Annotated in this window: 8 protein-coding genes, 2 tRNA genes and 3 rRNA genes; 5 read left to right on the top strand and 8 right to left on the bottom strand. The window is 52.7% G+C overall.

Annotated features, from left to right (window positions below):
* Positions 1-2: 2 nt before the first annotated feature.
* Genes M0644_RS04540 through M0644_RS04530 form a run of 3 tightly spaced genes read left to right on the top strand, consistent with a single transcriptional unit; the run spans position 3 to position 2,090 of the window.
* Complete coding sequence (locus tag M0644_RS04540) at positions 3-725, top strand: Stp1/IreP family PP2C-type Ser/Thr phosphatase (protein ID WP_149818567.1); 723 nt, start codon at positions 3-5, stop codon at positions 723-725.
* 17 nt (positions 726-742) lie between these two features.
* Positions 743-922: a hypothetical protein gene (locus M0644_RS04535; protein ID WP_149818565.1), complete on the top strand. Its 180-nt coding sequence runs from the start codon at positions 743-745 to the stop codon at positions 920-922.
* A gap of 34 nt (positions 923-956) precedes the next feature.
* Positions 957-2,090, top strand: a complete 1,134-nt coding sequence (locus M0644_RS04530) for a cob(I)yrinic acid a,c-diamide adenosyltransferase (protein WP_286626789.1) — start codon at positions 957-959, stop codon at positions 2,088-2,090.
* Here M0644_RS04530 and M0644_RS04525 read toward each other — a convergent pair.
* The 7 genes from M0644_RS04525 to M0644_RS04495 all read right to left on the bottom strand — a co-directional run bounded on the left by M0644_RS04525 (position 2,087) and on the right by M0644_RS04495 (position 11,096).
* On the bottom strand, positions 2,087-2,410 hold the full coding sequence (locus M0644_RS04525) for a helix-turn-helix transcriptional regulator (RefSeq protein ID WP_149818561.1): 324 nt from the start codon (positions 2,408-2,410) through the stop codon (positions 2,087-2,089). The two genes, M0644_RS04530 and M0644_RS04525, sit on opposite strands and share 4 nt — an antisense overlap.
* Positions 2,410-3,732: a S41 family peptidase gene (locus M0644_RS04520; RefSeq protein WP_399363193.1), complete on the bottom strand. Its 1,323-nt coding sequence runs from the start codon at positions 3,730-3,732 to the stop codon at positions 2,410-2,412. Before M0644_RS04520 ends, M0644_RS04525 begins: the two co-directional genes overlap by 1 nt.
* Positions 3,733-3,901: 169 nt before the next feature.
* A 5S ribosomal RNA gene (gene rrf, locus M0644_RS04515) occupies positions 3,902-4,018 on the bottom strand.
* A 125-nt stretch (positions 4,019-4,143) separates the two neighbouring features.
* Positions 4,144-9,187, bottom strand: a 23S ribosomal RNA gene (locus M0644_RS04510).
* A gap of 144 nt (positions 9,188-9,331) precedes the next feature.
* Positions 9,332-9,404: transfer RNA gene (locus M0644_RS04505), tRNA-Ala, on the bottom strand.
* Between the two features lie 11 nt (positions 9,405-9,415).
* Positions 9,416-9,489, bottom strand: a tRNA-Ile gene (locus tag M0644_RS04500).
* A 117-nt stretch (positions 9,490-9,606) separates the two neighbouring features.
* A 16S ribosomal RNA gene (locus tag M0644_RS04495) occupies positions 9,607-11,096 on the bottom strand.
* Together the 16S, 23S and 5S rRNA genes with 2 tRNA genes alongside form the textbook arrangement of a ribosomal RNA operon.
* Before the next feature lie 300 nt (positions 11,097-11,396).
* Here M0644_RS04495 and M0644_RS04490 point away from each other — a divergent pair.
* Together M0644_RS04490 and M0644_RS04485 are read left to right on the top strand one after the other, a co-directional pair.
* A complete protein-coding gene (locus M0644_RS04490) occupies positions 11,397-11,687 on the top strand; it encodes a hypothetical protein (RefSeq protein WP_190278222.1) in 291 nt (96 codons plus the stop codon).
* Between the two features lie 31 nt (positions 11,688-11,718).
* Positions 11,719-13,116, top strand: a complete 1,398-nt coding sequence (locus M0644_RS04485) for an IctB family putative bicarbonate transporter (protein ID WP_149818554.1) — start codon at positions 11,719-11,721, stop codon at positions 13,114-13,116.
* Here the strand turns inward: M0644_RS04485 and M0644_RS04480 are convergent.
* The gene (locus M0644_RS04480) at positions 13,085-13,330 is read right to left on the bottom strand and encodes a hypothetical protein (RefSeq protein ID WP_286626785.1); all 246 of its coding nucleotides are present in this window, start codon (positions 13,328-13,330) and stop codon (positions 13,085-13,087) included. The two genes, M0644_RS04485 and M0644_RS04480, sit on opposite strands and share 32 nt — an antisense overlap.
* Between the last annotated feature and the right edge of the window lie 262 nt (positions 13,331-13,592).

Here is a 13,592-nt window from a genome sequence, read left to right as displayed (position 1 = left end):
TCATGGACGTTGCCGGCTTAACTGATTGTGGTCTGATTCGCAAAAGCAATCAGGATGCTTTTTATATTGACGAAAAGCATCAGCGTTTTTTTATTGTGGCCGATGGCATGGGTGGGCACGCTGGGGGCGAGGAAGCCAGTCGTTTAGCTGTCGAACATATTCAGGCATTCTTGGAAACCCACCTTGAGGACCTTCAGCATGACCCTGTGACCCTACTCCGCCAAGCCTTTCTCGCTGCCAATCATGCCATTGTTGAGCAGCAACGCCAAAATACTGCCCGTGCTGATATGGGGACAACGGCTGTGGTGGTTCTCGTTGATGAAAAGGGCGATCGCGCTTGGTGTGCCCATGTGGGCGACTCCCGCATCTACCGCTGGCGCAAAGACCAACTCCAGCAAATTACCAGCGATCACACTTGGATTGCCCAAGCCGTACAACTGGGAAGCTTGACCATTGAGCAGGCGCGGCAGCATCCATGGCGCCATGTCCTCTCCCAGTGCCTAGGCCGTGAAGACCTCACCCAAATTGATATTCAACCCATTGATCTAGAGCCGGGCGATCGCCTGCTGCTGTGCAGTGACGGCTTAACTGAAGAACTCACCGACGAGGTGATCAGTATCTACCTCAGTGAACCCAATGTCGAAAAAGCGGCGGCTGCCCTCGTGAATGCTGCCAAAACCCACGGCGGCCGCGACAATGTCACCGTCGTTGTCATTGGTGTTTAACCCATCAAGCAAAACCTATGCAAACGGAATTTATCCGTCTGACCCTACCCCGACACAGCCTTTCCTCGCCTTTCCATGAGGCTATCGAACAGGCGCTGCAAGCCCATGGTCAGCCCCTGCGTTGGGCGATTACCGCCACCACTACCACAGATCTAACGGTTGAAGCCGTTGTTCTCAAAACCCCACCCCGCCCTTGATACAATCCCTCTAGGTTCTTTGATTCACACCTCTATGACCCGTGCAGGTATTGGCATTCAAACCGCTCAGATTCGCCCCGGACGGGTGAGCGGTCAACTCCACGTCTATGACGGTGCTGGTAAGGGCAAATCCCAAGCTGCCCTCGGGGTTGTTCTGCGCTCCATTGGTCTGGGTATTGCCTCTGCTTGGCCCACTCGGGTACTCCTGTTGCGCTTTCTCAAAGGACCTGGCCGTGCCTATGCCGAAGATGCCGCCATTGAAGCGCTGCAGCGCGGGTTTCCCCACCTCATTGACCAAGTGCGCACTGGCCGCGCTGAATACTTTACTGCCGAGCAAATTACCAAGTTCGATCGCCAAGAGGCACAGCGGGGCTGGGATATTGCCAAGGGGGCGATCGCCTCTGGTCTCTATTCCGTCATTGTTTTAGATGAACTCAACCCCGTCCTAGATTTAGGCCTTTTGCCCGTTGATGAAGTTGTCAACACCCTCCGCCACAAGCCCGAACACCTAGAAATTATTGCCACTGGCCGGGGGGCTCCTGCCCAGCTCCTGCAAATTGCTGACCTCCACTCCGAGATGCGTCCCCTTGTGCATCCTACGGCTCAAGAACAGGGCATTGAAGGTATTGAAATCTATACGGGTGACGGCAAAGGCAAGTCCACCAGTGCCCTCGGTAAAGCCCTGCAGGCGATCGGCAAAGGAATTAGCCGCGATCAATCCCACCGTGTGCTCATTCTGCAGTGGCTCAAGGGGGGGCAGGGCTATACCGAAGATGCGGCGATCGCTGCCCTCAAAGAGAGCTATCCCCATTTAGTGGATCATCACCGCTGTGGTCGGGATGCCATTGTCTGGCGCGGTCAGCAGCAGGAAATTGACTACATCGAAGCCGAACGCGGCTGGGAAATTGCTCGAGCTGCCATTGCCTCTGGCCTTTACAAGACCATTATTCTCGATGAACTCAACCCCACCGTTGACCTCGAGCTTCTCCCCGTCGAACCGATTGTGCAAACGCTCCTGCGCAAGCCCCGCACCACGGAAATCATTATTACCGGTCGCTGCAAATATCCCCCCGCCTACTTTGAACTGGCCAGCGTCCACTCGGAGATGATCTGCCACAAGCACTATGCTGAGAAAGGCGTTGATCTCAAGCGCGGCGTTGATTTTTAAGAACAGATGCGAGCCAGCACCGTTTCCCCCACCGTAAACTGCTGCAAATAGGCCATTAGGACTTCAAATTGGGGACGATTGAGGCGGTAATAGACCCACCGCCCTTCTTGACGCGACAGCACGAGATTGGCTCGCCGCAGTGCCTGCAGATGAAACGAGAGTTTTGAGGGGGTCAGGTGCAGGCGATCGCACAGATCACAGACACACAGCTCCTCCCGATGCAGAATCTCAATCACCTTCAACCGCAACGGCTCCCCAAGGGCATGGAAGGCCAATTGAATCTCAGCGGGGTATTCCTGATCAATCTCTGAAACAACCATCACTGCACCGGACAAGGGACACCAAGGGGTTGGCGAAACTGCTCCTGCTCCCCTGTTTGAGCCGTATTCATGGGCTTAGGCGCTTGACTGCGATAAATGGCTTGGCGCAATTGAGCCACTCCTGCTTGGTACAGGCGATCGGCTGCTGTCGTCCACAAACGGGGATTGGTACTCACCTCCTGCGGCAGCGTCACCATTACATTCGGCGTAATCCCTGTGCGGTTAATATCCGTGCCATTGGGCGTGTAGTAATGAGCAACCGTCACCGACAATCCTGAACCATCACTCAATTGATGAATGGATTGTACCAAGGCCTTACCGTAGGTTGGCGTGCCCACCACAATCGCACGACCGTTATCCTGCAATGCCCCTGTGAGAATTTCACTACTGCTAGCAGAGCGGTGATCCACCAAAACCACGAGGGGCAAATTCGTCAATGCCGATTGATTCGCCCGTGCCTGCTCACTGTGGCCACTGCGATCGACCGTACGCACAATCAAACCTTGATTCAACCACATGCGGGCAATATCAATTCCTGCCTGCAATAGTCCTCCTGGATTCCCTCGCAAATCCAAAACAAACCCCTCCACCTTCTCCGCCTCTAGCTTGCGAATCGCCGCGCGCAACTGATCCGCTGCATGGGCAGTAAATTCACTCAGATAGATATAGCCAATGCGGGCACCGCCTTCCTCCTTCACTAGCGATCGCACCGCAGGGAGTTCAATCAATGCCCGTGTCAGCGTCAGGCGAAAGGTACCGCGATTAGGGCGAAACAACTGAAGTTCAATGGGAGTCCCCACCCGCCCCCGAATCCGCCGCGATGCCTCCTCAATCGACATCCGCCGAGTAGAGTGACCATCAATGGCCAGCAGGCGATCGCCCGCCCGAATTCCCGCCTTAGTTGCAGGTGAATTTTCCAGCGGCTCCAAAATCGTCAACTGTTGTGTCTTTTCATCCACCGTCAAGCGAATACCAATCCCCGAAACTTCCCCCGACGTTTGCGTGCGCAAAGCCGTAAACTCCTCTGGAGTCATGAAGCGCGTATAGGGGTCATTCAACTGCTGCAACATTCCCCGAATAGCTGCATAGGCCTGCTGCCGCGACGTGTAGCGCTGCGCCAAAAGTTGCCGCCGTACCGCCAGCCAATCCACTTGATTAAACGACTCATCCACATATTCCTGCTGCACAATTTGCCACACCTCATCCACCAACATCTTGGGGCTATCCTGCATTCGTCCATAGCCTGGTAACGCCGCCGCCAGCACCGCTGCCACCACCGAGGAACCCACCCGCATCCAGTGCCGAAGACCCATCAAACGCATGAATTGAGGCATGACCCTAAAAACCTTTTGAGGAGAGCGATATTTGATGCAATATAGACCGAACTACCCATCAATGTCACTCCTCTATCCAAAACCGATCATCCCTTAAACATTTCTTAAAAATCAAGACCCCACCTAGGCAACCTAGATGGGGTGGTTTGAATATTTTGCCTAGCACCGAGCTATTTTTGCAGGAGGCGACCCTCCAACTATCTTCACCGCTGCGGCGTTTCACCTCTGAGTTCGGGATGGATCAGCGTGGTTCCACCGCGCCATAGGCACTAGGCAAAGCATTAATTTTGAATTGAGAACCTAGACTAGAGAACTGCTAGATAAATTCAGCGGAAATACCCTTTCAACTAAATAGCGATTGTCAGTACAGTTGCTTAACTCAGACACCGGTTGATTGATGAGGTCAAGCCCTCGGTCTATTAGTACTCCTAGACTTCATCCATTACTGGACTTCGATCGGGAGCCTATTAACGGGTGGTCTACCCGTGACCTTACTGGCTTACGCCATGGGAGCACTCATCTTGAGGTGGGCTTCCCACTTAGATGCTTTCAGCGGTTATCCACTCCGCACATGGCTACCCTGCGTCTACCGTTGGCACGATAACAGGTACACCAGAGGTGCGTTCCTCCCGGTCCTCTCGTACTAAGGAGGACTCCTCTCAATGCTCCTACGCCTGCACCGGATATGGACCGAACTGTCTCACGCATGTTGTTCTCGTATCACTACGAGCATGGACTATATCTTCATCCTGACTCTCGCCACTAACGAATCAGGAGCCGACATTTGATGTCTCTGACAACCTCAGAGCATCTCAGCTTACGCTTGATGGCTAACTCAAGCCTAGGCTTCAGTCTCTACGGGATCAAGAGTTGTCGTGATCTCAAAAACTGCTCCACCTGCTCAGAGCGAATCGAACGCTTTTTAGAAGCATTCAGTTCACCGAATTGATCCACCTGCTGAGCAAGTTTTAGGAATTGTTCTGGCGTTAATCGCCTTGATTGAACAACTTCCTGTAGAACAGTAATTGCTAAATCACACTGTGGCTTCTTGAGTTTAAGGTAGCTGCGAAGAGTTAGCAGTACTTCTAAGACAGATGGCGCATCAACAATTGCATACTCACTTAAGCCACCCTTTCGGTCTCTCACAAACCCTGCTTGGAAAATGGACTTTAACCACTCCAAGAAGGAACGATGCGAAGAAGACTGAAAGAAAGTGATGCTAGCGCGAATTTGATAACCAAGGATGTAATCCTTACGTCGCACTAGTTGAAGGTTGATACAGCCATCACCATCCAAGAAACCAGCAATGTAACTCAGCGTTAAATCGTCTGTCACGAGACTCTTGCTTACCCTCGGTATTGTCTTAATCAGCCGTTCGTCACTGATTAAGATTCTACCGATTTTAGTCGGTTTGCTGCTTCACATTACTGTGAAGTGACGCAATGATTTACGTTCTGAACCCAGCTCACGTACCGCTTTAATGGGCGAACAGCCCAACCCTTGGGACGTACTACCGCCCCAGGTTGCGATGAGCCGACATCGAGGTGCCAAACCTCCCCGTCGATGTGAACTCTTGGGGGAGATCAGCCTGTTATCCCTAGAGTAACTTTTATCCGTTGAGCGACGGCCCTTCCACGCGGAACCGTCGGATCACTAAGGCCGACTTTCGTCTCTGCTCGACTTGTAGGTCTTGCAGTCAAGCTCCCTTATGCCTTTGCACTCTACGGCTGATTTCCGACCAGCCTGAGGGAACCTTTGCGCGCCTCCGTTACCATTTAGGAGGCGACCGCCCCAGTCAAACTGCCCACCTGAAACTGTTCCTTCGCTGGCTAACAGCAGAAGGTTAGAATTCTAGCCTTGCCAGAGTGGTATCTCACTGGCGACTCCATATCCCCCGCAAGGGATACTTCAACGTCTCCCACCTATCCTGCGCAAGCAAAGCCCGAACCCAATTCCAGGCTACAGTAAAGCTTCATAGGGTCTTTCTGTCCGGGTGCAGGTAGTCCGCATCTTCACAGACACTTCTATTTCGCCGAGCCTCTCTCCGAGACAGCGCCCAGATCGTTACGCCTTTCGTGCGGGTCGGAACTTACCCGACAAGGAATTTCGCTCAGTTGTTCTCTACCGTTTCCGATAGAGCTGGACTTTACCTTGTGCGACTACGATTTATTTGAGACGCCAGTTTTTGGATTTTTTCTAGACCATCATTTGTCAAATGGACACCTGCTTGACACAGCAGAACTGCATCTCTGAACTTCAAGAAGTCAATGTTCTTACTTGTTTTCAGAGGATGCTTAAGAAAAAAGGGACAAATACGGTCAGCTAGATGCTCTATGCTTCGGACTCGATAGGCCATGCGATCGCCATGATTCACACGAACCACGCCACAATCGAAATAAGCCTTGAGTGCATAGAGAATTTTTACGTCTCGTCGATGTTGAACAACAGTAAACTCAGGAAGCACCTGAAAACCTGTTGCCATCTCGGAGTGAGGATTGACCCTCACATGAAAGCATCCCTCGCCATCAACGAAACCAACAATCCACTGGGCATCTAAATTCATGCGTCGCACCTGAACATCAAGTCTCTGAGGATTCCTAGAAACTTCTAGGTCTTTCCTGCGGATTATCCCCATGTCTTTCACATTTTGACTGAACAGCACCGCAGCACCTTAAGTTTTCAAACTCTTTCGAGTTAAGTGCCTCGCTGAACGAGTAGTGAAAAGCTGTCAGAGGATTTCCCCGCATATGGTTCAGTTTTACTAAGGCTAGCGTTCGTTAACCTTAGGACCGTTCATTTATGTTTCACTCAACTCTCAAGTATGCTGTACATAATTGTTGAGTGCGACCAGAGCATCACCTAAATTTACTCTGATCCTTCATGTCGCCATGAAGATCGGACTATATCATCACCTTCAATTTGCGGTGTCTGGCATATAGTCTCTGAGGATTTGCCAATGGTTGCCAAGATTTGATCGTCCGTGTATCGCCGTTTCCCACCGTCATTCATTAATTGACGGATCTTGAGAATTTTTTTGATACCGTCCTCCGTTAGGTGAGCACCTTGCAGCATCAGAGCTACAATTTGCTTAAATTTGGAAAAGTCCCGCTTTTTCTTAGCTGAAAGAAAGCCAAACCGATTAAAAAAAGGTATGACCTTTTCAGCTATAGCATTCAGATTGGTAACTTCGTAGTACCATACCCCATCAGGGCGCTCACGAAGTGTTCCACAACCCAAATGCTTTTTGTACAAAGCAAGGATGACACGGTCTTTTTGGGAAACATTGAAGCTAGCAGTAACCTTCCAAGGCACAAAGTAGTCAGGACGCGGGCGAAAAGAAACATTGAAGCTTCCTTCGCCATCAGCAAAACCTGCTAGGTAGTAACCTATCTGTGGAGGCACTTGCTTGATATTGGCAGTCATTGGCACCTTTCCTGCTGATTGTCCGCACTGCATGCATTGTCACTGCTCTTTTATCTTAGGAGCGAGTAGCAGCAGATACACCGGATGTTCCAGCATATAGCCAGATTTATTTACGTAACTACAACTGGGTCATAGTTACGGCCGCCGTTCACCGGGGCTTCGGTCGCCAGCTTCGCTTGCGCTGACCAGCTTCCTTAACCTTCCGGCACTGGGCAGGCGTCAGCCCCCATACATCGTCTTACGACTTAGCGGAGACCTGTGTTTTTGGTAAACAGTCGCCTGGGCCTCTTCACTGCGACCACCTCTCGGTGGCACCCCTTCTCCCGAAGTTACGGGGCCATTTTGCCGAGTTCCTTAGAGAGAGTTATCTCGCGCCCCTTGGTATACTCTACCCCCCCACCTGTGTCGGTTTCGGGTACGGGTATCTTGGCTTAACGTGCTTAGAGCTTTTCTTGGAAGCATGACATCAATCACTTCCCCACCGTAGTGGGTCGTACTCCTGCCTCAGCTCAGAGCGTTTTCACCGCTCCTCAACACCTCGGACAGTTGAACCGGTAACCAACATCCGGCTGATCTAGCCTTCTCCGTCCCTCTGCACAAACCAAGATGAGTACTGGAATATTGACCAGTTGTCCATCGACTACGCCTTTCGGCCTCGCCTTAGGTCCCGACTAACCCTTCGCGGACGAGCCTTCCGAAGGAACCCTTGGGGTTTCGGGGCATTGGATTCTCACCAATGTTTTCGCTACTCAAGCCGACATTCTCACTTCTGCCTCGTCCACACCTGCTTACGCTAGTGCTTCAAACTAATGCAGAACGCTCCCCTACCACTTACGTAGTAAGTCCACGGCTTCGGTACATCACTTAGTCCCGTTCATTTTCGGCGCAGGAACGCTTGACCAGTGAGCTATTACGCACTCTTTTAAGGATGGCTGCTTCTAGGCAAACCTCCTGGTTGTCTGAGCATCCCCACCTCCTTTGCCACTTAGTGATGATTTAGGGACCTTAGCTGGTGGTCTGGGCTGTTTCCCTCTCGACGATGAAGCTTATCCCCCACCGTCTGACTGGCTGTGTGTACACAGGGTATTCAGAGTTTGACTCGATTTGGTACCGCTCTCGCAGCCCGCACCGAATCAGTGCTTTACCCCCCTGCTATAATCACAACCGCTATGCCTCAACATATTTCGGGGAGAACCAGCTAGCTCCGGGTTCGATTGGCATTTCACCCCTAACCACAGCTCATCCGCCGATTTTTCAACATCGGTCGGTGCGAACCTTCACTTGGTGTTACCCAAGCTTCATTCTGGCCATGGTTAGATCACCCGGGTTCGGGTCTATAAATACTGACAAACGCCCTATTCAGACTCGCTTTCGCTATGGCTTCGGCATTCTTGCCTTAACCTGCCAGTACCTATAAGTCGCCGGCTCATTCTTCAACAGGCACGCCGTCACTCGTTAAATCGAGCTTCGACTGCTTGTAAGCCTACGGTTTCATGTTCTATTTCACTCCCCTTCCGGGGTTCTTTTCACCTTTCCCTCGCGGTACTATGCGCTATCGGTCACACAGGAGTATTTAGCCTTACGAGGTGGTCCTCGCAGATTCATCCGGAATTCCACGTGCTCCGGACTACTCGGGATACAGCTAGGATTGTTAAGCTTTTGACTACAGGACTTTCACCTTCTCTGGTGTAGCATTCCACTACTTCGTCTAGCCGCTCAATTCCACGTTGCTGTCCCACGACCCCAACAGGCAAGCCCGTTGGTTTAGGCTGTTCCCCTTTCGCTCGCCGCTACTAAGGGAATCGAGTTTTCTTTCTTTTCCTCTGGCTACTAAGATGTTTCAGTTCGCCAGGTTCGCCCTCTAACGTTATGGATTGGCGTTAGAGTCACTGGGTTGCCCCATTCGGAAATCTCCGGATCAAAGCTTGTTTCCAGCTCCCCGAAGCGTATCGTCGGTATCCACGTCCTTCATCGCCTCTGTGTGCCTAGGTATCCACCGTAGGCTCTTTGTAGCTTGACCACAGTCAACATTGGTGTCTGTGTTTCTAGATAGGACAAGTGATTGTCCTATCCAAGATAACTACCTGACTAATCGCTATTCAGTTTTCAAGGTTCTGTCGCTGAAATTTAATGTGCAGACACGTCAACCTTTGATGGAATGACGTGGAGGTAAGCGGACTCGAACCGCTGACCCCCTGCGTGCAAAGCAGGTGCTCTACCAACTGAGCTATACCCCCAGGCATGTGTATGGGCCATCCTGGACTCGAACCAGGGACCTCACCCTTATCAGGGGTGCGCTCTAACCACCTGAGCTAATAGCCCATGCCTGTCTGCTTAACCTAGCAGAGTTTGAAAGCCAAGGTCAACCTCGTGCTTAGACCGCATTGAATCTGTTCTAAATAAGGTGACGTTGCGACCTGAACAGATTGGGTCTCCTTAAAAGGAGGTGATCCAGCCACACCTTCCGGTACGGCTACCTTGTTACGACTTCACCCCAGTCATCAGCCCTGCCTTAGGCGTCCCCCTCCCTTGCGGGTTAGAGTAACGACTTCGGGCGTGGCCAACTCCCATGGTGTGACGGGCGGTGTGTACAAGGCCCGGGAACGTATTCACCGCAGTATGCTGACCTGCGATTACTAGCGATTCCGCCTTCATGCAGGCGAGTTGCAGCCTGCAATCTGAACTGAGCCGTGGTTTAAGAGATTAGCTCGCCCTCGCGGGTTGGCAACTCTCTGTCCACAGCATTGTAGTACGTGTGTAGCCCAGGACGTAAGGGGCATGATGACTTGACGTCATCCCCACCTTCCTCCGGTTTGTCACCGGCAGTCTCCCTAGAGTGCCCAACTGAATGCTGGCAACTAAGGACGAGGGTTGCGCTCGTTGCGGGACTTAACCCAACATCTCACGACACGAGCTGACGACAGCCATGCACCACCTGTGTTCGCGTTCCCGAAGGCACTCCCACGTTTCCGCAGGATTCGCGACATGTCAAGCCCTGGTAAGGTTCTTCGCGTTGCATCGAATTAAACCACATACTCCACCGCTTGTGCGGGCCCCCGTCAATTCCTTTGAGTTTCACACTTGCGTGCGTACTCCCCAGGCGGGACACTTAACGCGTTGGCTACGGCACTGCTGGAGTGGATACCAGCAACACCTAGTGTCCATCGTTTACGGCTAGGACTACAGGGGTATCTAATCCCTTTCGCTCCCCTAGCTTTCGTCCATGAGTGTCAGTAACGTCCCAGTAGGGCACTTTCGTCACTGGTGTTCTTCCCGATATCTACGCATTTCACCGCTACACCGGGAATTCCCCCTACCCCTGACGCACTCTAGCGATCCAGTTTCCACCGCCGATCCGAGGTTAAGCCTCGGGCTTTGACGGCAGACTTGGAAAGCCACCTGCGGACGCTTTACGCCCAATAATTCCGGATAACGCTTGCCTCCTCCGTCTTACCGCGGCTGCTGGCACGGAGTTAGCCGAGGCTTATTCCTCAGGTACCGTCATTGTGTTCTTCCCTGAGAAAAGAGGTTTACAACCCAAAGGCCTTCATCCCTCACGCGGTCTTGCTCCGTCAGGCTTTCGCCCATTGCGGAAAATTCCCCACTGCTGCCTCCCGTAGGAGTCTGGGCCGTGTCTCAGTCCCAGTGTGGCTGATCATCCTCTCAGACCAGCTATGGATCGTCGCCTTGGTAGGCCATTACCCCACCAACTAGCTAATCCACCGCGAGCTCATCCCCAGGCCAAAAAAGATTTCACCTTGCGGCATATGGGGTATTAGCGGCCGTTTCCAGCCGTTATCCCCCTCCTGAGGGTAGATTCTCACGTGTTACTCACCCGTCCGCCACTAGCACCGAAGTGCTCGTTCGACTTGCATGTGTTAAGCAGACCGCCAGCGTTCATCCTGAGCCAGGATCAAACTCTCCATTTTGAAGAAAGAGAATTTGACTTTTTGCTCTAGTAGGTGTAACCTACATCGAAAATGTACTTACTTGAGTACCTTGACGAGGGTTAACGCTTTGGCTTTCAAACGTTGATTTGTCTAGGTTCAGGACTCGTTTCGGCTGCGCGCCTCATCGAGTGCTTTATCAATCTAACAAGCCTACATAGGCGTGTCAACCCCTTTTTCGAGATTTTTTTCGGATTTTTTTCTGGATTTGGCTGAAACGCTCTCTACAAGCGGCTTTTGGGGCTAAAAATTTTTTCAGATTTTCGTTTCAGGAGGGTGAGCATGTCAGCGTTGGCGCTGCTGGAGGCCTATAGTCGTGCCCATCCGCAGGAGGTGTTGCTGGTGGAGGCACAGGTGGGGGAGCAGGAGGAGGTGGTGCTGATCTTTAAGGGGGTGTCGTCGTCGTTGACGGGAGCGACGGTGGTGGATGCGGATGTTCCCCTTTTGCCGCAGGAGGCGGTGATTGTGGCGGTGGATCGGCTGCGTAGTCCCTACACGCCTAGTGCGCCGGTGTATTTGGAGCGCGGAATTCCTTGGGAGGATTTTCAGCAACGGTGCTTGGGCGTAAGCTGATCGACGATACGTGTGCTTAAGGGATAGTGGTATGGATGTGCTGCTGCGGCGGTTGGATATGGAGGGGTGGCGAAGCCACAGTGGGGTGGGGCGGCTTTTGGGTTTGCTCCAAGGATGGCAGGAGAAGAGTTGGCTGGGGCGATGGCTGCCACATTGTGCGGCGCTGCTGGTGGGCTTGGTGCTGGTACTGGCGCCGTTGATGCCGTCGGGAATGATTGGGATGCTGCTGGCAGCAGGGGGTGGGTTTTGGTTGCTGTGGACGCTGGCGGGGGAACGGGAAGGCCGCTGGTCGGGGGTACATTTGCTGGTGCTGCTGTATTGGGGGATTGCGCTGTTGGCAACGGTGTTGTCGCCGGTTCCTCGGGCGGCGATGGTGGGGTTGTCGAAGCTGACGTTGTACTTGCTGTTTTTTGCGCTGGCGGAGCGGGTGATGCGCAATGAGCGGTGGCGATCGCGCTTGCTGACGGTCTATCTGCTGACGGCGTTGCTGGTGAGTGTGGAGGGGATACGGCAGTGGATTTTTGGGGCGGAGCCGTTGGCGACGTGGACGGATCCAGAGTCGGCCTTAGCAAATGTGACACGGGTGTATAGCTTTTTGGGAAATCCCAATCTCTTGGCGGGTTATTTGTTGCCTAGTGTGCCGTTGAGTGCGGCGGCGATCGCGGTGTGGCGAGGCTGGCTGCCAAAGCTGTTGGCGGTGGTGATGCTGGGGATGAATACAGCAAGCCTGATATTGACGTTTAGCCGTGGTGGTTGGTTGGGGTTGGTTGCGGCGACGATCGCTGGGGTGGGGTTGCTGGGGATTTGGTTTTGGCCAAGGTTACCGCTGCAATGGCGGCGTTGGGGGGTGCCGACTGTGGGGGGGCTGGCGATCGCCCTCTGTATTGGTGCGATTGTGAGTGTGGCGCCGCTGCGGGAGCGAGCAGCGAGTATTTTTGTTGCCCGAGGGGACAGTAGCAATAATTTCCGCATTAATGTTTGGACGGCAGTGCAACAGATGATTTGGGCACGGCCTTGGCTCGGCATTGGACCGGGGAATGTGGCCTTTAACCAGATTTACCCGCTGTATCAGGTGAATGTGCGCTTTACGGCCTTGAGTGCCTATTCCATCTTTCTGGAAATCCTTGTGGAAGTGGGGGTGATGGGCTTTAGTGTCTTTCTCTGGTTGTTGGCGGTGCTCGCCGATCGCGCGTGGCGTTGTTTGCAGGCGTTACGGACAACAGCAAACCCTCAAGGGTTCTGGTTAATGGGAGCTGTGGCAAGCATGGTGGGAATGCTGACCCATGGGTTGGTAGATACGATTTGGTTTCGCCCGGAGGTGGCTACCCTTTGGTGGCTGATGGTGGCGATCGTTGCCAGCTTTGCACCGTTGGCAGACCGAACAGAGAATACAGCCGCTAACGGTCTGGATGCTGAGCCGTCAACCTAGGCATAAGCTCGGAATCGCCCGCTTGATCTTGCCAGCCACAGTGGGAGCAATGGCACTGACCTATCTTGAGTTGGGAGTGATGGATAGGTTGCCGACACGCAGGGCAGCGACCGGTGAAGTAAGGGTGGTACATCAGCATCCGAATCTGCTCAACAGGAGGAAGATGACCAATCACTTGCTCAAGACTGGCTGTGGGGCATTCTAGAGAAAACATCAGGGAGTCCACAGGAACGTTCGTATCGGTTGGCACAATCTCTTTTTTTCAGTGTGCGAGCGATCGCCGACAAGGGGAATCGTAGAAATACGGAAATCTTCCCCCCCTAGCCTGTGGAAAACTCCAAAAAGCCTGTGGAAAATTCTGGGGAAAACCTGTGGAAAACCCCGGAAAAACTCTGAAAAACTGTGGAAAACTTTTTATTCTTTTTCCACTAAGATAATAGCCTGTGGAAAAACCCCCCACTTTTTCCACAAGTTTT

The organism is Thermosynechococcus sp. B1 (genome assembly GCF_030322985.1).
Classification (GTDB): Bacteria; Cyanobacteriota; Cyanobacteriia; order Thermosynechococcales; family Thermosynechococcaceae; genus Thermosynechococcus.
This window is presented reverse-complemented; position numbering and strand designations above follow the sequence as displayed.

What these genes read in the sequence shown, in the direction of transcription:
- M0644_RS04525 (WP_149818561.1), bottom strand. Translation starts at nt 2,410, where the DNA reads ATGGTTGTTTCAGAGATTGATCAGGAATACCCCGCTGAGATTCAATTG.
- M0644_RS04520 (WP_399363193.1), bottom strand. Translation starts at nt 3,732, where the DNA reads ATGCGTTTGATGGGTCTTCGGCACTGGATGCGGGTGGGTTCCTCGGTG.
- M0644_RS04485 (WP_149818554.1), top strand. Translation starts at nt 11,719, where the DNA reads ATGGATGTGCTGCTGCGGCGGTTGGATATGGAGGGGTGGCGAAGCCAC.
- M0644_RS04490 (WP_190278222.1), top strand. Translation starts at nt 11,397, where the DNA reads ATGTCAGCGTTGGCGCTGCTGGAGGCCTATAGTCGTGCCCATCCGCAG.
- M0644_RS04535 (WP_149818565.1), top strand. Translation starts at nt 743, where the DNA reads ATGCAAACGGAATTTATCCGTCTGACCCTACCCCGACACAGCCTTTCC.
- M0644_RS04530 (WP_286626789.1), top strand. Translation starts at nt 957, where the DNA reads ATGACCCGTGCAGGTATTGGCATTCAAACCGCTCAGATTCGCCCCGGA.
- M0644_RS04540 (WP_149818567.1), top strand. Translation starts at nt 3, where the DNA reads ATGGACGTTGCCGGCTTAACTGATTGTGGTCTGATTCGCAAAAGCAAT.
- M0644_RS04480 (WP_286626785.1), bottom strand. Translation starts at nt 13,330, where the DNA reads ATGTTTTCTCTAGAATGCCCCACAGCCAGTCTTGAGCAAGTGATTGGT.